The sequence below is a fragment of the Ferribacterium limneticum genome, from assembly GCF_020510585.1.
GTDB lineage: Bacteria > Pseudomonadota > Gammaproteobacteria > Burkholderiales > Rhodocyclaceae > Azonexus.
Genome location: NZ_CP075190.1, coordinates 2,972,447 through 2,991,152, shown reverse-complemented (window position 1 = coordinate 2,991,152; position 18,706 = coordinate 2,972,447). Strand labels below are relative to the sequence as shown.

Genomic DNA, 18,706 nt, shown 5'->3' with positions numbered 1-18,706 from the left:
ACTGTCGCAGGGAATATTGAAATTTAAGCGAATAATTTTGAATATTCACTGTTTACGACCAGTTTTAAGCACTTTTTGTGCTGGCATGAACTCTGCTCTCTGTCCCATCAACGAATGTTTTGCAGCGCGAGCATTACGTTAAACCATTAATTGTTAAGTATTAACATTAGGAGGGGACAATGACTTTTACTAAAAGCAAAACTTGCAGAATCCGCGTTCATGCGAATTTCTCAAAGAAAAATACCGTTGCGGCGGCCGTACTGATGCTGTCTATGGTACCGGCGTCGCAGGCTTTAGAAACTGGACTGCCCGGTGTGGAAATCTTCGGGATTATTGATGCTGGATTCCTTTATCAGAGCAAATCTGATCAAGGAGGCGGTGGCAGCAAGACATCGATGGAAACGAGCGGCTTGCGTCAATCCGTACTCGGTTTCAAGGGAAATAGAGATTTGGGCAAAGGCCTGAGCGGTTTCTTTAACCTCGAAGCCCACTTCGATACAAACAACGGCAATTTTCATGGTACGGGTGATGCCGCGGGTACAGGCAACGTGCTTTTCCGTCGCCAGGCAAATCTCGGCCTGAGCGGAGATTGGGGCAGTGTCACGCTTGGTCGCCAATATGGTCCGGCGCTGCTGGCACATATAGCGACTGAGCCCAGGGCATTCAAAGAGCAGTTCTCCAACCTCTACGCCTGGGCCTACAACCAATATGCGGCCACCGCGGGTGGGCCTGGCACTGACCGAAATACAAATAACGACGTTGGTATATTTTTTAGCAATGCAATTCAGTACCGCAATACTATTGGCCCCGTGAATTTCGGCGTCCTCTGGGCTCTTGGTGGCAAAGAGGGGGGCATGGAAAAAAACAGCGCGTATGCACTTGGCGCTACTTACACCGGTCCGGTCACCCTTTCAGCGTCGTATCAGGAAGTTAAGGATGAGGCGACCGCTCACAGCAACGTGAAGCATGCCGGACTTGGTATTGCTATTCCTTTCGGCGATTTCACCTTTAAGGGAAATTATCTGAATGCCAAGAACGACACCAAAGCGGGTGCAAATGTATCTGACGTAGACGGAATCGGCGTGGGTGTCGATTGGAAGTGGCACCCCCGAAACACGGCGACCGTTGCCTATTACGACAACAAGGACAAACGGAACTCAAATGATCACACCCGTAACCTTGTCTTCAGCAATGACTTTTCATTTAGGCCCGACACCACGTTTTATGTCCAGATGGCCTACGTTGACGCCGGCTCTGCTGCAACGATCAAGACCAGCATTGTCGCCGCGGGCATCCCCGCTGTCGGAGAACAGTCTTTTCTCCTGAATGTTGGTCTCAACTTTACCTTCTGAGTAACTAAGCGCCTCCAAAAGCCCAGATCATGGTGGGTTTTAAGGAGGTTCAAATTCGAATAACTGGAGACTAAATTGATGAAAATCGAACGAAAGCTGTTTCGCATGAAGGTTAATGCTATAGCCCTGACTGCTTTTTCGACGCTATCCGGGTTCATGATTGCGCCCGCGGCTGCGCAGACCGGGCCTGGATATGACGATCCGAACAACTGGCCGCAGTATCACCGCAGTTTCAATGCATGGCGATTTTCTCCCCTGAACCAGATCAACAAGAGCAACGTCAAGAAACTCAAGGTAGCGTGGATTCACCAGCCTGGAAATATTACCCATGGCTTGCAGTCAACGCCGATTGTCATTGATGGTGTGATGTACACAATCTCAGCCGATAACAACGTTTGGGCGATCGATGCGGCTACCGGAAAGACGATTTGGCACTATGTGGCCAAACTTGATCCGTTGTCGAAAGAAGTTTTTTATGCTGCAGCAAGCCGAGGTGTCACAGTTGGCCGAGGAAAGGTCTTCATTGGCACCCTTGATGGCCGCTTTGTTGCACTTGATCAGAAGTCCGGGAAAGAAATTTGGTCTACCCAGTTGAGCAATCTCAAGGACGAGTATGGCGCACTTTTCTCAGCCCCGCCGCAGCTAGCTGGGAACATTCTGTTCGGAGGCACGACAGGCGGTGACCAGCCAATCATCGGTAAGGTTTTTGCAGTCAATGCCGATACTGGCGAGCGTGTCTGGACGTTTGAAATTCCAAAGGACGACCCGAAGAGTTGGCCAGGCAAGAGCCGTAAGGCGGCTGGTGGTAGCGCCTGGATGCCGGGAACATATGATCCGCGAACCGACACGATTTACATTGGCACCAGCAATGCTTCACCTGACTACTACCGTGACGAACGTATGGGCGACAACCTGTACACTGCTTCGCTACTGGCCATCGATCCAAAGACTGGCAAGCTCAAGTGGCACCGTCAGGAAATTCCGAATGATGCATGGGACTTTGACTCAGCATATGAGGCGCTGCTGGTCCCGCATAAAGGCAAAGATGTTCTGGTCCACCTTAACAAAAGCGGCTTTGTCTTCGTCATGGACAAGGATAACGGCAAGCTGGAAAACGTTTGGCAATATGCCGAAAATCAGAACTGGACTAGCGGCATCGACCCGAAGACCGGTGCTATCAGCAATCCCAACTACCCTGAAGTAGGGAAGCAGAAACTGTTCTGCCCTAATCTGCTCGGGGCGCGCAGCTGGAACCACGGCGCTTATAACCCCAAGACCGCGCTTTGGTATTCGAGCGGGATGGAGGTATGCAATACGGTGACCGCAGCCAAGCAAGAAGAGGTTGGGGCGATTAGCGGCCTCTCTCTGGGGCTTTCGGAGATCACGTTGCTAAACCCGAAGGGGAAAAAGGCTGACGGGTACCTCGCCGCATTTGAGCCGATCACTGGTGAAGTCAAGTGGAAAAAACGCTTTGATCTCCCCCCGTTGAGTAGCGTCCTGACTACCGGTGGCGGCCTGGTCTTCTCCGGGGATATGCGCGGCAACATTTATGCCTTTGATGCCAACGATGGCAAAGAACTGTGGAAATTCGCCGCTGGTTCTGGCGTTCGCGGCGGCCCGGTTAGCTACGCGGTGAATGGCAAACAATACATCGCTGTTCCGACCGGCCTTGGGTCACATGCCCCTGGCTTCCTCGCCGGCGCCTTCCCGGAAATCAAGAACCTGCCGGGCGGTGCTGCATTGATTGGCTTCACGCTGGAATAGGCACAAGACTCTCCCTGAGCTTTGGCGGGGGAAACCGCTGGTCTACCCCGCTTTTTTTACGCTTTCTGGTACCGGATAATGGATCGATTTTCTACAACACGCATGGCTGTTCTGTCTTTGTTTCTGACTTTCTCTTTTTCTGCGCAGTCCGCAGCGCCCCCCGCTGACTCTGTGCCAACAGAGGCAGCCACGTCCACAGAACATGGCCTACCACCTTTCAAACTCGACGATGAGTCCCGTATTGCAGCTGGCAAAGCCCGCTTCGGAGCAAATTGTGCGGCCTATTGTCACGGAAACGAAGGTAGCGGGGGTAAGGTTCCATCGTTCAAGGGACGTAAGGATCTGAATGCAGAAGCTGTTTTCAAGGTAATTACCCATGGACGACGCGGGGCTGATGTTATGCCGGCTTGGGGCAATGGTTTCTCAGCAGAAAAACGCTGGGAACTGGTTGCTTACATTATGTATCTTTCGACGCAAACGCCTGACAAATGAGCTAGCTGCGTTGAGAGAAAGCACCGTAGTACTTTGTGCCAAACAAGGAACGTAACTGTTGCCTGGTTTGGCAAACCTGCATTTTTGCAACTATGCTATAAGTAATAAGCTGTCGTGCCCTTGCATCATGAAACGAAGGAGTAAATATCGTATTTGGCACGTTTTTGTTAGGCAAATAGAGATATTTTCAATGTTGTAGTGCTTGAAAATACGTAGATAGTGTTGCAAGGGGCCTAAAAGAGCTTCTGTCGCGAAAGATCTAGAGAAGCTGAAGCTCACAGAGGAGACAATCAAAATGAACACTCAAACTCGGCATATCAACGAGGTTATTGAGAGAACGTCGCGTCATGCCGAGGGACTGGCCGATGACGATATTATTACCCGCTCGTGGGCGCGCTGCGTCTCCGATCATGGCCTGGATCCCTCCAGGACACAGCCAGCTCGGGTCCTGGAGGCTGCACGCCTTCGCGAACATCAGGATCAGCTTGAGTCGTTCTTGCGGGTTGCTCGTGCTGGAATGGAGCAGCTATATAAAAGAGTTTCTCCTCTTGGCTACGTACTGTTACTGACCGATGCACAAGGAGTTGCTGTTGACTGCATAGGCAACGACCAATGGGATCGTGACCTTAAACGCTCCGGTCTTTGTCTTGGCGCTGACTGGCAGGAGTCGCACTCCGGAACCAGTGGCGTAGGTACCTGCATTGTTGAGCGTGTGCCGGTTACCTGTCATCAGACCGATCATTTCGATGCGACACACATCGGTTTGACCTGCACCGCAGCTCCTCTTTTTGACCCTACAGGTGAGTTTATAGGGGTGCTTGATATTTCTGCACTTACCTCTCCGTCTGAGAAAACCAGCCAGCATCTCGCCGGCCATATGACCACAATGTTTGCCCAGATGGTTGAAGATGCTAATTTTGTTCGCTATTTCAGCGACAAATGGATACTTCGGCTCAGCGTGGACTGGGCTTTGGTCGATATCAGTGGCAATTGCATGCTTGCCTTTGATGCCGACGGCGTTATCGTTGGTGCCAACAGCGTAGCCCGAAAAATTCTCGCGGCCATGTCCGCCGATGGTTTATTTGTCCCGATAGTTGGCCATCTGCTGTCCGATGTCTTCAAGGGGGGCATGGATCAGATATGGGAAATTGCCCGGTCAGCCTCAAGCACAGATCGGGCGGTGCTGAGCACCCACCGTCTCGAACTATTTTATGCGGCCGCAAGGCCTCCTCGTAATCAGCCAAGTCGCAGTATGCGCAGCGATCTGCGCGCTCTGGAAAGCCCGCATATTGCATGCCCGGCCCTTGATCGTCTGGCGGGCAGTGATAGTCAGATGCAGCGTTTGATCGACCAATCCAAGCGACTGGTCAACAAGAAGGTCAATATTCTTTTGCATGGCGAAACAGGTACAGGCAAAGAGGTTGTAGCCCGCGCCCTGCATGATTCGAGTACCCGGGCAGGAAAGCCATTCATTGCAGTAAATTGCGCCTCGATCCCCGAGTCGCTGATCGAAAGCGAGCTGTTCGGCTATGTTGCCGGCAGTTTTACCGGTGGACGCAGTAAAGGGGCGCGAGGTCTGATTCAACAGTCCGATGGGGGTACGCTTTTCCTTGACGAAATCGGCGATATGCCGTTACTGCTACAGACGCGCTTGTTACGGGTATTGGCTGAACAGGAGGTCATGCCGCTCGGCGCCGAAAAACCGATTCCCGTGCAGCTGTCTGTTGTTGCTGCCTCACACCGTGACCTGCGCCGCCTGATTGCTGAAGGTGTTTTTCGCGAGGATTTGTATTATCGGCTGTGCGGCGCATCCCTCCTCCTGCCTCCGCTACGCCTTCGCGCGGACAAGACCTTTGTGATTTCCCGCGTATTGGAGCAAGAGACTGAACAAATAGATCATGATGTTCAAATTGATGACGAAGCGCTTGAGCTCTTACTAAACTATTCTTGGCCAGGAAACATCCGCCAGCTACGTAACGTAATTCGCTTTGCCGTAGCAATTAGTGACAGTGGCCATATCGAAGCCGCCCATTTGCCCCAAGAACTCTACGACGATTGCGAGCGCGATCTCCATGAGGCCAAGCCGCAAAGGGCAGCAACACCACTTTCTTCTGTTTCAATTTCGTCAGCCGACGAGAGTTTTGGTTCCAATGACTCTTCGGCTGCCGAAACACTGAACGCTGCCCTGCGCAAACATCGTTGGAACATTACTGCCGTTTCGCACGAGCTTGGTATTTGTAGAGCAACCGTATATCGACAGATGAAACGGCTAAACATCGTCTCGCCTACTCATCAATAGAATCGCGTGTCCTGATCCACATCCACTCCATTACGTTCCTGGCGAAGCAGACTCACCATCAAAAGGGAGTCTGCTTCGGATTTTCATGTAGTGATCATCGCCCGCTTGGCGCTCAACAAAACTAAGTTGACAGCTTTCTACCGACCTTCTTCTGTACAGACTCGACCTTGCTCTTCAATCTTTCCCCGGAGCCAGCTCGATAGTCGATCTTGATGTTGGTGGCGATTCGCTCACAGTCCGTGCTCATCGCATCAAAGCAGGCCTTGACTACACCCATCACGTCTTCCCATTCACCTTCAATTATTGTGCCCATCGGCGTCAATTGATAGGGCAGACCAGAATTGTCGATGATGTCCAGCGATCGGGCCACAAAGGGACTTACACTATCCCCTCGGTTCGTTGGAAACATTGCAAATTCAAGTAGTAACATCGTAATCTCCTGTTGGGTATTGTTGGGTCAGTATTGCGACGATTGATTCTCTTAGTTCGTTCGAAAGACCGGTTGGGACCTTCTTTCCTGGGTGAGCCTCGCGCCATGCTTTAGAAACGCTAGTCAGTGCGTTCCTTTCATAGCTTTTTCCGCTACCGAGCGCTGTCTCGAAGCGGTTTGCTTCTGCAGTAAGTGTTGCGGGTTCTGCGTCAACAATCAGCAGCGCGTGGGCCAACACAGCATGTCGCCCGCCTGCATGACGCCAGTATTGAGCTGTACCAGCAATTTTTCGACAGGTTCCGTCCTTGGCGCTAATGACGGCGAGATTGAACCGGCCGTCACAGAAAGATCCTGAAACCGCACGAGCTGCGGCATTGATGCCTAGTCCGGCAAGCGCTCGAGCAAGCACCAGGCATAGTTCGTCATAGACGCTTTCGGCAAGCTCCCCAGGGGGAGCTTCACAGGGTTTGGCCAAACTCAGGTTAAGGATGCCCGGGCCTTGTGGTACGACGCCACCACCTGAACGGCGCAGTCTCACCGGCCACCCTCGTGAGGCAGAGTCGACGCAGACCTCTGGAAGATTAGTACTGCGTTTGTAGGACATCGGCGCAACCAAGCCTTGCTTACCTACCCAAAGCGCCGCAGTCGACTTGCCCTCAAGTGCAAGCTCAAGCCACTCCAGTTCAATTTCACCGTCAATCGGCTCGGCCGGACACAAGACCTGCGTCCAGGAAGGCTGGGCGCAGGTCTTGTCAGCAGCGAAGTGGATCTGCTTTTCAGCCACCAACATGACGAATGATCAGGCGATTGACGTCATTGGCGCGCTCCATCTGAGCCATGTGACCTGTGGCATCAAATATTTCGACGGTAGCACCAGCGGGCATATTTGACGCATGAGCCACTGGAATGATCTGGTCATCTCGCCCCCAGATCACCAGAACGGGGGTAACGTTGCCAAGTTTCAGGCCGGGCTGCTCACTTTGCTTGCCCTCGCCAAACAGCGAACCACCCAGCTCACCCAGTAACTCGCCGACACCATCAAGGCGCTTGTATTTAAGTACGTCGTCAACCAACTGCCGGCTGACAAGGGTGGGATCGGCGAACAGCAGTTCCAGTACAGGTTTGAGTTCACGTCTCGATGGCGCCTTTGCGAAGCCATCCGTATAACCGTTATTGATTTCAGTGCCAAAGCCGGCACTGCTAATCAGGGTTAAAGAGGCAACACGGGCAGGAGCATCAAGTGAGACCTGCGTTGCAATTGCCCCGCCCATGGAGTGACCAACCAGATGCGCCCGATCGTTGCCGATGGCATCCATGAACCCGATAACGAAGCGGGCTAGCTCGGCAATGCTTGTCCCTGGCAGTTTGACCGCAGATTGACCATGGCCGGGAAGGTCGAGTGCGATTACGGGCAGCTTTTCGCCAACGGCGTCGATGTTGAAAAGCCAGTTGTCCAGATCGCCCCCATAGCCATGAATGAACAGCACTGGAACACCTTCTGCGGCGCCTTTTCGTGCGTAACGGATGCGGATGCCATCAACTTCAATGTATTGATATGCCGGACCGGCATCCTCCTCTTCGTCAGCACTTGCCGGCGTGACATAGTTGGCAATGTAGGCATCAATTTCAGCATCGCTGACGTCGTCGCCAGCCAATACCCCGAGTAGCGCTTTAACAGGCAAAAGGTCGCCCTCATTTGCGATTCGGCGGCGAAGCAGCCCAGGGTCGGGAGCCTCGACTGCGTTGGCAATTTTGTCGGTTTCGACTTCGAGAATAGGCATGCCAACGGAAATCTCGGTACCTTCTTCAACCAGCCATGCCGTTACGGTGCCTTCCTTCATCGATAGGCCCCACTTGGGCATAACAATCGGAGTGATGCCCGCCATTATTTCGCCCCCTTCATCGTCTTGCGTACCGCACTGGCAATCTGATCGGCGCTAGGAATGTAAAGATCTTCCAGTGTTGGCGAGAAAGGAACTGGCGCATGCGGCGGAGAGACCATTTCGATCTGTGCTTTCAGTGCGCCAAAGGCATGCATCGCGACCTGTGCCGAGATATCCGTCGCAATATTGCAGCGCGGACTTGCCTCATCGACACACACGAGGCGACCTGTTTTGGTCACGCTGTCAAGGACGGTATCCATGTCCAGCGGGGAAAGCGTGCGCAAATCAACGATCTCGACTTCAATGCCTTCTTTGGCAAGCTTGGTTGCCGCATCAAGCGCGCGATGTACCATCAAGCCATAAGTGACGATAGTGCAGTGTTTCCCGTCACGGGAAATACTGGCTTCACCAAACGGTATCGTGTACGGGCCTTCCGGTACATCACACTCGTGTGCATATAGGTTTTTGTGCTCACAAAAAATGACCGGGTCGTTGTCACGAATAGACTGGAGCAGCAAGCCTTTCGTGTCGTAGGCATTGCTCGGACAAACAACTTTCAAACCCGGGATGTGTGTGAACAGCGGGGTCAACATCTGGCTGTGCTGAGCGGCGGCACGGAAACCTGCACCGACCATCGCCCGAATGACGACAGGCGTCTCGGCCTTGCCACCAAACATGTAACGGAACTTGGCGGCCTGGTTGAAGATTTGGTCAAAACAGACACCCATGAAGTCGATGAACATAAGTTCAGCGACCGGGCGCATGCCACATGCTGCTGCACCAATGGCTGCGCCGACATAGGCGCTTTCCGATAGTGGCGCATCCATCAGGCGGTCGCCATGCTTGGCGTAAAGCCCTTTGGTGACACCAAGCACGCCACCCCACGCGTCCATTTCGCCGTTGCCACCTGCACCACCAACAATGTCTTCGCCCAATACAATCACTGTCGGGTCGGCCTGCATGGCTTGGTCAAGCGCTTCGTTGATAGCCATCTTCATGCTGAGTTTTCTTGCCATTTCTATCTCCTGATTTGTCTTGTATATTCGTTTCAGTAATTGATGTAGACGTCGCTTGTCAGGTCGGCGAGAGTCGGCATGGGGGCGGCCTTGGCTTCCTTGACAGCGGTTTCGATCAGTTCGATCACTTGTTGATCGATTGCCATGAGCTCATCGGCACTTACAACACCTGAGCTTTTCAGCTGTGTCGCCAAAATCTTGATGCAGTCATGGTTTTCGCGAATATCGTCAAGCTCGCCAGGAGCGCGGTAGGTCTGCGCATCACCTTCAAAGTGGCCATAGAAACGAACCATCTTGCATTCAAGTAGAGCTGGGCCACCACCTTGGCGGGCGCGCTTGATCATTTCGCCGGCAGCCTCGTAGACCGCGAACAGGTCGGTGCCGTCAACGCTGACACCGGGCATGCCGAAACCAGCAGCACGATCGACAAAGCTTTCTACCGCTGTGCCGTAGTCGCGTGAGGTTGATTCAGCGTAGCCGTTGTTTTCAACAACGAAGATCACTGGGAGATTCCACACTGCTGCGAGGTTCATGCTCTCCAGAAAGGTACCCTGGTTGCATGCACCATCGCCGGTGAAAGTGACACCCACTTCGCCTTTGCCACGGAATTTGGCGGCAAGAGCCGCACCACAGATCAACGGGGCACCGGCACCGAGAATGCCATTGGCTCCCATCATGCCCTTGCTCAGGTCGGCGATATGCATTGAGCCGCCCTTGCCGTTGCAGGAGCCGCCTTTCTTGCCGTAGATCTCTTTCATCATCCCGATAACGTCAACGCCTTTGGCAATGCAATGGCCGTGACCGCGGTGGGTACTTGCGATACGGTCGCCGTCGCCCAGATGGAACATGATTCCGGTTGCCGTAGCTTCTTCTCCGGCATAAAGATGCACGAAGCCAGGAATGTCACCACGACCGAAGTCGATGTGCAGTCGCTCCTCGAATTCTCGAATCGTGCGCATTTTCCTGTAGGCGGCGAGCAACTCTTCGCGCGACATAGGGAAGGGATTGTTGTCTGCCATGATGGATGTCTCCTGTTATTGGCGTGGTGATGTATGGCGGAAAAGGCCTTCAGATGCGGCGACCCGCATGCATCTGGCAATATCCACCGTCGAAAAAGCGTTCTCGCGGAGCGTGATCCTGACTTGCTGACCAGCTTCAAAAGGAAGTTCTCGCTCACCGTCAAGAGCAACAACGCCGGCAGCGAGCGGAACTATGAATGGATGATCGGCAGGCATCGGCCGCCAATCTGCGATGCCGACATCGCAGATCATTCCAGGGGCGATCGGAACATCAAGATGCAGACGGCATTGTTCTGGATCGTTGTTGAGAGTGATTGCCAGGCCGCCGGCATCGGCTCTGGCTAGAGGTTCTAACAGGCCGCCAATCGCAGCCATGCCGATTACCTCCGGGTCGGCGAAGGTCAAATAGACAGCCCGAAGACTCTGTGTTTTCCAGAGGGCGCGAGCACCGACAAATCGATCAGACGAAATAACGGCGTCGACGATTGCAATATCCTGCTGGAGACCGTCATCGATCGAAATCTCCAGCACCTTGTTTGCCGCCAATGCCTGTTGGGCGCTTAGTTTTCCCTTGGCATAGAGGCCTACTGCCATCGCTGTTACGGTGGGTTCGCGCATTTCAGGGAAGGCGTTGTTTGTCCCGCTGGAGAGACCGGCGATCGGCACTGCGGCCTTACCGCGGCGGACTCCGCGAATCAACTCGCGGACAACTGCGCGATGGGTCCCATCGCCGCCCAGGACGATGATCGCGCTTACATTGGCTGCCTGCATATAGCGAGCGGCAAAGAAGGTGTCATCGACCGTGGACGTCACGTCCATGGGAACAAATTCCAGTTCCGGCAGGGTGTGATTCAGGTTGCGCTCACGGTTCAGGCTGCGCAGCAACATCGAGCTGATGCCAGCCTTGTCGGGCATCATCAACACGCGCTCAACGCCACAGGAGGCAAGCGTAGACAGAAGCCGCAAAACGATGCTTACCCGCTCCGATGTCTGCAGGTTGCTGGCGTTTGCAACGATGCGGCGAATATCGCGCGCAGAAACAGGGTTGGCGATGATCCCAACGCAGGCTGTTCCGGGAAATTGTTCAGGTGACATTGCAGCAGGCTCCTTGGATAGCCGTACCACTGCAATGACCATGCCAACCGGGGAATTTGTGGTTTTTTGCTCGAATCCGGGGCTGGCGAGAGGAAAATCGTCAGTATTTATCGCTATTGCTGCGACAAAGATACAGGTGTCGCAGTCGGGGTGCGACATCTGCATTGCCTATAGATGCAGTTTTTGGTCGTTTTGCTGAGGCTGGCGCGGCAATCCTCCCGGCCGAAGGGGTGGCATGGAGATTGCGCTAGCGATGGTTAAAGAGCCGGGTGACGATCCCGCGCTCATCTGCCTATTGACCATCGGAGATATATATCTTGCTTCATCTAAACAGAAAACGTCTTTTCCTGGCCTCCGTGCTTTTGATAAGCAATGCCACCGTTCAGGCTGCAGCGCCTCAACCAGAACTGACCGTCGCCGTCGCGCGCACAATGATCGACGCTTGCGCGGCTCAGGCCACCGCAAAGGGCTGGAAGATGAACGTCGCGGTGGTTGATGGCGGCGCCAATCTGATTGCATTTGAACGGATGGATCATGCATTTTTGGGCGCTGGTGAAATAGCGCTCAACAAGGCACAAACGTCAGCCAAATTTCCCTTTCCGACACGCGTCATCGAAGAGTTGGTGTACGGAAAAGCAGGTAAGCCCGCAGTCCTGCCCGGTCTGGTACACGTAAAAGGCATCATTGCTTTTGCTGGAGGCCTTCCGGTCATGGCTGGGGCCGCGCATTTGGGCGCTATTGGTGTCAGCGGTGGGACGGCAGATCAAGATGAAGCCTGCGCTCAGGCCGCAGTTGATGCGGTGAAAAACGTTCTCAATGGCGGAGGCGCTTGATGACCGGCCAAATGAGTGAAAAACCGACGATGGTTGAAATGGATGCAGAGGTCCTGATCATTGGTGGCGGCCCGGGCGGCTACACGGCCGCCTTCCGCGCTGCGGATCTCGGGCGCAATGTCGTTGTGGTTGATTCGAGAGCAACTCTCGGCGGCGTTTGTCTGAACGTCGGTTGCATTCCGTCAAAGACGCTTCTGCATGCCGCAAAAGTGATTGCCGATGCCCAGTCAATGGCAGGCCATGGCATACGTTTCGGCGCGCCTGAAATCGATCTTGCCGGCTTGCGTAACCACAAGAACATCACCATCGGAAAACTGACCCGCGGACTATCCGGGCTGGCGCGCCAGCGGAAGATTACTATTCTGCAGGGAACCGCCAGCTTCAGTTCGCCGCAATCGGTCACCGTGATTGGCAACAAGTCGAATTGCGAGATCAGCTTTTCTCATTGCATCGTTGCCGCGGGTTCGTCACCCAGTACCGTTCCCGGTCTGCCCTATGACGACCCGCGCATGATTGATTCGACCGGTGCGCTTGAGTTGGCGGACGTACCAAAACGCATGCTGGTCATGGGTGGCGGCATCATCGGACTGGAAATGGCAACCGTGTACGAGGCGCTTGGCAGCCGTATCAGTATCGTCGAGATGTCGGATGGGCTGATTCCAGGCGCCGACCGGGATCTCGTTGCAGTTTTACAGGGACGACTGGCCAAGCGTTGTGAGGCCATCATGCCTGGCACCCGGGTTGCGCGCATAGAGCCCCTGGAGGAAGGACTGTTGGTGCATTTCACAGGGGCCAAGGCACCATCCGGTCCAGAACTATACGACCGAGTATTGTCTGCAGTCGGGCGTCAGCCAAATGGCAAGCGCCTTGGTGCAGAGCTTGCTGGGCTGCACGTCGATGCGAGGGGTTTTATTCCTGTCGACGATCGTTGTCGTACCAATGTACCGAACATTTTCGCCATCGGCGATATTGTCGGCGGTCCGATGTTGGCCCATAAAGCGACGCACGAGGGACGGGTTGCGGCCGAAACGATCGCTGGTCGCGACGTGCGCTTTGCACCGAAAAGCATTCCAAGCATTGCCTATACCGACCCTGAAGTTGCCTGGGTTGGCTTGACCGAAACTGAAGCTGACAGTCTTGGCGTTGAGTATGAGAAAGGCGTGTTTCCGTGGGCTGCGTCGGGGCGAGCGCTGGCTAACGGACGGACGGATGGATTGACCAAATTGCTGGTTGATCCAGTCAGCAAAAAACTGCTGGGTGCCGGAATTGTTGGGGTAAATGCCGGAGAGCTTCTGGCCGAAGCTGTTCTGGCGCTGGAAACCGACGCAGATATCCACACGCTGATGCACGCAATTCATGCACACCCGACGCTTTCGGAGTCGGTGGCGCTGGCTGCCGAGATCATTGACGGATCGATCACCGATCTGTTCATGCCGAAAGCACGGGCGAACGTCAATTAAGCTAATTGGTGCCACCTAGATGAAAGTGGTCGTCCTCGGTGCCGGATTGCTCGGCGTGGCTACGGCATGGTATTTGGCCGAGGATGGCCATGAGGTGACGGTGATTGACCGTCAGGCAGAACCGGCAATGGAGACCAGTTTTGCCAATGGTGGCCAAATATCAGCCTGCCATGCCGTGCCGTGGGCCAATCCGGGAATGCCCTTGCAGGTCGCCAAATGGCTTGGGCGAGAGGACGCTCCGTTGCTGTGGCGGCTCCGTGCCGATCCGGCACAGTGGGCGTGGGGCATGCGCTTTCTGGTTGAATGTTCGGCAGCAAGAGCGCGCAAAAACACCATCGATATTTTGCGTCTGGCGCTTTACAGCCGCGAAAAGCTGGGGATGTTGCGCCAGCAACTCAAGCTCGAGTATGACCAGTTGACGCGCGGTATCCTGCATTTTTATACGGACGAGCAGGAGTTTGCCGTGGCAACGTCTCAGGCCTCGCTGATGCGGGAGTTCGGCTGTGAACGGGTTGTCAAGGAGCCCCGCGAATGCCTGGATATCGAGCCGGCGCTCATCGGATCAAGCGTGCCCATCGTTGGTGGCACCTACACCGCCGACGATGAGTCAGGAGATGCCCACAAGTTCACCCAGTCGCTGGCGCAGCATTGCAAGGAGATCGGGGTTTCCTTCGTTTTTGGCAAAACAATCAAAGCACTTGAGGTAGAGGGCGAGTGCGTGGCAAAGGTGCGACTTGGAGATGGCACATGCCTCACAGGAGATGCATTTGTCGTCGCCCTCGGAAGCTGGTCGCCAATTCTGCTGAAAACAGTGGGCATGGGAATACAGGTCTATCCGGCCAAGGGATACTCAATCACAGTGCCTCTCGATAAGCACAGCGTCGCGCCAACGGTCAGTCTCACCGATGATGGCCAAAAAATTGTGATCTCTCGCCTGGGTAATCGTTTGCGAGTTGCAGGCACCGCTGAGTTTGCCGGCTATGACGTCTCTATTAACAAGGCGCGTTGTGCGGCGATCCTGAATCGCTTCAGATCAGTTTTCCCAAGAGCCATAGAAGGTGACAACTACGAGGTCTGGGCGGGCTTACGGCCGGCAACGCCCAATAATGTGCCCCTGATCGGTCGGGCAAAATTTGACAACCTGTTTCTCAACACAGGGCACGGCACTCTTGGGTGGACGATGGCCTGCGGTTCTGGGCAGCTCATTGCCCACCTTGTAGCTGGCAGAGCACCTGAAATTGATCCGACGCCATACCGCTTTCTCAAGTAACTGACTTGGTGGCGCTCAAATTCGAAGGAGCACCGAACCATAGGTTGACGCCTTCTCTAGTCAAAATCGAATGATCAATGAGGCCAACAAGTTGCTCACGTCAATCATGGTCGGGCGGTCACTATCTAATTGCAAACGCAAGCTTGCGTGCCACTCGTTTTTTCGATGCATCTATAGCCCTTTATGGCTGGGAGTCGAGGTACAAGTCGGCGCTTCCAATGGCTGGGGGCCGCTTTTGTATTTTGTATTCAGGCTGAGAACGGCCGCTTCCAATTCTTGCCACTGACCGGTCGGCCACGAAATTGCCGTTTGCTCAACTCAGCCAGAGCTTTTTCCAGCCCTCGTGGCCGAGGCGTTCCATCGTCTCGATGTTGCGCTCGAAAATCGCTTCGGCATCGGGGAAGGCCGCCACGGCGCGGTCGATGCTGCTTTCGCGGAGCAGGTGCAGGGTCGGGTAGGGGGAGCGGTTGGTGTAGTTGGCGATGTCGTCCGGTTCGCTGCCGGCAAACTCGTATTGCGGGTGCAGGCTGGCGATCTGGAAAACGCCTTCGTAGCCGAGATTGCGGATCAGCGCATCGACTTCGCCGAGGAAGAAATGGAAGTCGAGAAAATCCGTCATCGCCAGCGGGTGGATGAGCAGCGTCGTGTCGAGTTTGCTCGGGTCGGTTTCGACCATCAGCGTTAGTTCATGCTCCAGCTCGGCCAATAGTTCGTCAGGTGTGCTGGCTGCCGTCAGGGCGTAGCGGACCTGTTTTTTGACGAAGACGCTTTTGGCGAAGGGGCACAGGTTGAGGCCGATCACGGCGCGTTCCAGCCAGACTTGCGTGCTGGCGATCATTTCCTCGCCGGCAGCGGCGTCAGGGTAGGGCTGGAGAAGCTGGGACATGGCGGGCCTTGGCGTGCGTTGAGGCGACGCTGGCGCCGCTCGGGGTATTTCAAAATTGGGCAAAATTTCCGGTTGACCGTAGGGTTCCGGAAAGTTTGGCTGTGAACTTGTCCGGCTATTTTTTCAGGGGTTGTACCGAAATTTTCGGCGCGCTGGGCGGTTCGGTCTTGGGGGCTGGTGCCGGCAGCGGATGAACGTGGTGACGTTGCGGATAGACGGGTACGCCGACGGGCGCGTAAACCGGCTGCGGGCTGACCAGATTGCGGCATTCGGCCTCCATCTGGGCGCGCTGACTCGCTTCCAGAATCATTGACTCGATGTTGCGCAGGCATTCGTCGGTGTTGCCGTACTGGCGGGGGGCGCGACTGGCCGTGTTTTGCTGGCGCTGGCTGGCCACCCGTTCTTCCCGCTCGGCCGCCTCTTCGGCGCGCTGCACGGCCTCGCGTTTCTCGACGTAATTGCGCATCCGCTCGACATCCTGCTCGGCTGCCCGGCGAGTGGCTTCGGAAACGTGTTCGTCCGGTCGTACGGTCACCGTGCCGCTGCCCGTCGGGCAGGGGACGTTGGCTATCTCGGTTTTGCCATTGGCCAGGCGGCACTTGTAGATTTCGGCACTGGCCGGGGCGGGCAGCGAGATGAGGGCAAAGGTGACGATGAAAATTCTCAACATGGCGTAATTATTCACCAAAAATGCATTCGGTGCGTATCAGCGAGGGCTGTCCGCAAGCGTTCTGGCTTGCCGACCCAATACGCCTATTTATTTGTATTATTTGAGTAAAATAACAAAAATGTTTTGCTTGGTTGCTGGTTTTTGCTTTTGATAAAATCGGCAAAAATACCGGCCATGACATGCGTCATGCATGAGCAGGTGCTGGCAACGACACAGGGAAAATTGGCGGGATGAGTTTTGGCAGGCTGAAATGGTTGAATGCTGCGCTTTGCCTGACATTTCTTGCCGGTGCGGCGCTGGCCGAACCGGATGTCGACCTCTCAGAGGTGCCCTTCGAGCAGCTGATGCTCCGCGAGGCTGTGCCGGTTGCGCAAATCGCCCAGCAAGTCAGTGATTCCCCGTCGGCCGTGAGCATCGTCACGGCAGCCGATATCCGCGCCTATGGCTACCGGACGCTGGCCGACGTGATCAACAGCATGCGCGGCCTGACCACCACCTACGATCGGCGCTATCAGTATCTGGGCGGCCGCGGCTTCGGCGAGCCGGGCGATTACGCCGGGCGGATCATGCTGCTCATCGACGGCTATGCAACGCAGGACAGCCTGTTCAACCAGGCCTACATCGACGAATCCGGCCTGCTTGACCTCGAATTGGTCGAACGCGTCGAATACGTGCCGGGCACCGGCTCGGTCACTTATGGCAACAACGCCATGCTCGGCATCATCAACGTGGTGACCAAAAAGGGGCGCGATTTCAATGCCGCCCAGTTGTCTGGCGAGGTTTTCAGCCGCGGTGGCCAGAAGCAGCGCGCCACCTACGGCAAGCGTTTTGAAAATGGGGCCGACGTCTTGCTGTCCGTGTCTGCGCTCGACGTCAAGGGGCGCAATCTGTATTTCCCCGCCTACGACACGCCGACGACCAATCATGGCATCGCCGAAAACCTCGATGGCGAGACCAACAAGCGGGTTTTCGGCAAATTCGCCTACCAGGGTCTGACCGTTGAAGGCGGCTATGTCGACCGCAAGAAGATGCTGCCGACCAATCCCAGTGCGTCGACGACATTCAACACGCCATTTTCGGTCCGCGACGAAAATTCATTCCTGAATCTCGCCTATCAGACGACACTGGCTTCTACGCTGAGTTCGCTGTCCCGCTTCTATTCCGGCCACTATGCCTACGATTCATGGCGAGAGTTTCCCGACTACAGCCTCGACAACGAAAAGTACGGGCGACGCGAATACCACGGCCAGTGGTGGGGCGTCGACCAGAAGTTCGTCGGCAACTGGTTGGTCGACCACACGATGGTCTTCGGCTTTGAATTCCGCAACGATTACCGCCAGCAGTTCCGGCGGACGTATTTGTCTCCCGAAAAAGCCGTCGTCGAGGTGTTCAGCGATTCGCTGTCACGGCGCACGGCCAGCTTCTACCTGACCGACGAATACCGCATCAACGAGCGCTGGTCGCTCAACATCGGGGCGCGCTACGACGATGCCAGCGATCTGGCGGGTAACTGGAGCCCGCGTCTGGCCGTCATCTACAAGCCGACCCTGCAGACAACCCTGAAAGCTTCCTACAGCGAAGCCTTCCGCATGCCGCATGCCTACGAGCGTTTCTCCTATGACGGGACCGCTGTGCCCGAATATGTAGCGGCCACCGAACTGGCGCTGCAGCATGAATTCACCCGTGACATGCGCCTGACTGCTTCGTTGTACAACTACAACCGAAGTAGCCTGCTGATCTATAACGACGCGGTCGGCGACTATGTGCCCGAAGGCAACAGCCGCACCCAGGGGCTGGAAGTCGAGCTCGAGCGCTTGTGGAAAAACGGTATTCGATCGCGCGGCAGCCTGGCCTGGCAGAACGCGCAGGATGTCTACGGGGCCGAAGCCGTCAATTCGCCGCATGTGCTGGGCAAGTTCAATCTGAGCTTTCCCATGCTCGGCGATAGGCTACGTACCGGGCTCGAGGCGCAATACCTCGGTTCCCGGCTGACCTTGGAGCGGCGGCGGCTCGACGGCGTTGGGCTGGCCAACCTGACCTTCTCGAGCGAGCGCAAGTGGCACGGCTTGTCGGCCTCGTTCAGCATTCGCAACCTGTTCGACCGCGAATACGAAGTCGTTTCGCCCTTCGACTGGCGTCCTGACAGCGGGGTGGCGCAGGACTCGTTGCGCATGGATGGCCGAACCTACTGGTTCCAGCTCAACGTCGATCTCTGAGGTTTTTGCGCCTTTGTTTCC

16 protein-coding genes are annotated in these 18,706 nt (G+C 55.3%); 8 read left to right on the top strand and 8 right to left on the bottom strand.

Going from position 1 to position 18,706, the window contains the following annotated elements; translation table 11 throughout:
- Positions 1-179: 179 nt before the first annotated feature.
- The 4 genes from KI613_RS14325 to KI613_RS14310 all read left to right on the top strand — a co-directional run bounded on the left by KI613_RS14325 (position 180) and on the right by KI613_RS14310 (position 5,907).
- Positions 180-1,352, top strand: a complete 1,173-nt coding sequence (locus KI613_RS14325) for a porin (RefSeq protein WP_226400611.1) — start codon at positions 180-182, stop codon at positions 1,350-1,352.
- A 78-nt stretch (positions 1,353-1,430) separates the two neighbouring features.
- Positions 1,431-3,116, top strand: coding sequence for a pyrroloquinoline quinone-dependent dehydrogenase (locus KI613_RS14320; RefSeq protein WP_226400609.1), 1,686 nt, complete (start codon positions 1,431-1,433; stop codon positions 3,114-3,116).
- 78 nt (positions 3,117-3,194) lie between these two features.
- Entirely contained in the window at positions 3,195-3,608 is a 414-nt protein-coding gene (locus tag KI613_RS14315; protein ID WP_226400608.1) for a c-type cytochrome, read from the top strand.
- Positions 3,609-3,903: 295 nt separating this feature from the next.
- Positions 3,904-5,907 carry a sigma-54-dependent Fis family transcriptional regulator gene (locus KI613_RS14310; RefSeq protein WP_226400607.1) on the top strand — a complete coding sequence of 668 codons (2,004 nt, stop codon included), beginning with the start codon at positions 3,904-3,906 and terminating at the stop codon, positions 5,905-5,907.
- 121 nt (positions 5,908-6,028) lie between these two features.
- On the opposite strand, the gene KI613_RS14305 is transcribed toward KI613_RS14310, so the two are convergent.
- Genes KI613_RS14305 through KI613_RS14280 form a run of 6 tightly spaced genes read right to left on the bottom strand, consistent with a single transcriptional unit; the run spans position 6,029 to position 11,509 of the window.
- Positions 6,029-6,337, bottom strand: coding sequence for an MTH1187 family thiamine-binding protein (locus KI613_RS14305; RefSeq protein ID WP_226400606.1), 309 nt, complete (start codon positions 6,335-6,337; stop codon positions 6,029-6,031).
- Positions 6,324-7,127: a lipoyl protein ligase domain-containing protein gene (locus tag KI613_RS14300; protein ID WP_226400601.1), complete on the bottom strand. Its 804-nt coding sequence runs from the start codon at positions 7,125-7,127 to the stop codon at positions 6,324-6,326. Before KI613_RS14300 ends, KI613_RS14305 begins: the two co-directional genes overlap by 14 nt.
- Positions 7,114-8,223, bottom strand: a complete 1,110-nt coding sequence (locus KI613_RS14295; protein ID WP_226400599.1) for an acetoin dehydrogenase dihydrolipoyllysine-residue acetyltransferase subunit — start codon at positions 8,221-8,223, stop codon at positions 7,114-7,116. The genes KI613_RS14300 and KI613_RS14295 overlap by 14 nt, the downstream gene beginning before the upstream one ends.
- Entirely contained in the window at positions 8,223-9,236 is a 1,014-nt protein-coding gene (locus KI613_RS14290; RefSeq protein WP_226400597.1) for an alpha-ketoacid dehydrogenase subunit beta, read from the bottom strand. Before KI613_RS14290 ends, KI613_RS14295 begins: the two co-directional genes overlap by 1 nt.
- Before the next feature lie 32 nt (positions 9,237-9,268).
- A complete protein-coding gene (locus KI613_RS14285) occupies positions 9,269-10,255 on the bottom strand; it encodes a thiamine pyrophosphate-dependent dehydrogenase E1 component subunit alpha (RefSeq protein WP_226400595.1) in 987 nt (328 codons plus the stop codon).
- A 15-nt stretch (positions 10,256-10,270) separates the two neighbouring features.
- A complete protein-coding gene (locus tag KI613_RS14280; RefSeq protein ID WP_226400593.1) occupies positions 10,271-11,509 on the bottom strand; it encodes an ATP-NAD kinase family protein in 1,239 nt (412 codons plus the stop codon).
- A gap of 158 nt (positions 11,510-11,667) precedes the next feature.
- Here KI613_RS14280 and KI613_RS14275 point away from each other — a divergent pair, with 158 nt between their 5' ends.
- Genes KI613_RS14275 through KI613_RS14265 form a run of 3 tightly spaced genes read left to right on the top strand, consistent with a single transcriptional unit; the run spans position 11,668 to position 14,913 of the window.
- Positions 11,668-12,183 carry a GlcG/HbpS family heme-binding protein gene (locus KI613_RS14275; RefSeq protein WP_226400591.1) on the top strand — a complete coding sequence of 172 codons (516 nt, stop codon included), beginning with the start codon at positions 11,668-11,670 and terminating at the stop codon, positions 12,181-12,183.
- Positions 12,183-13,643 (top strand): dihydrolipoyl dehydrogenase, encoded by a 1,461-nt coding sequence (lpdA, locus tag KI613_RS14270; RefSeq protein WP_404826937.1) that lies wholly within the window; start codon positions 12,183-12,185, stop codon positions 13,641-13,643. Before KI613_RS14275 ends, lpdA begins: the two co-directional genes overlap by 1 nt.
- A 19-nt stretch (positions 13,644-13,662) precedes the next feature.
- Positions 13,663-14,913 carry a D-amino acid dehydrogenase gene (locus KI613_RS14265; RefSeq protein ID WP_226400589.1) on the top strand — a complete coding sequence of 417 codons (1,251 nt, stop codon included), beginning with the start codon at positions 13,663-13,665 and terminating at the stop codon, positions 14,911-14,913.
- A gap of 313 nt (positions 14,914-15,226) precedes the next feature.
- Here KI613_RS14265 and KI613_RS14260 read toward each other — a convergent pair whose 3' ends face one another.
- Positions 15,227-15,799, bottom strand: coding sequence for a DUF1415 domain-containing protein (locus KI613_RS14260; protein WP_226400587.1), 573 nt, complete (start codon positions 15,797-15,799; stop codon positions 15,227-15,229).
- Between the two features lie 115 nt (positions 15,800-15,914).
- Positions 15,915-16,469: a DUF4124 domain-containing protein gene (locus KI613_RS14255; protein ID WP_226400585.1), complete on the bottom strand. Its 555-nt coding sequence runs from the start codon at positions 16,467-16,469 to the stop codon at positions 15,915-15,917.
- Positions 16,470-16,699: 230 nt separating this feature from the next.
- Between KI613_RS14255 and KI613_RS14250 the strand changes: the two genes are divergently transcribed.
- The gene (locus KI613_RS14250) at positions 16,700-18,685 is read left to right on the top strand and encodes a TonB-dependent receptor plug domain-containing protein (protein ID WP_226400583.1); all 1,986 of its coding nucleotides are present in this window, start codon (positions 16,700-16,702) and stop codon (positions 18,683-18,685) included.
- The last annotated feature ends 21 nt before the right edge of the window (positions 18,686-18,706 follow it).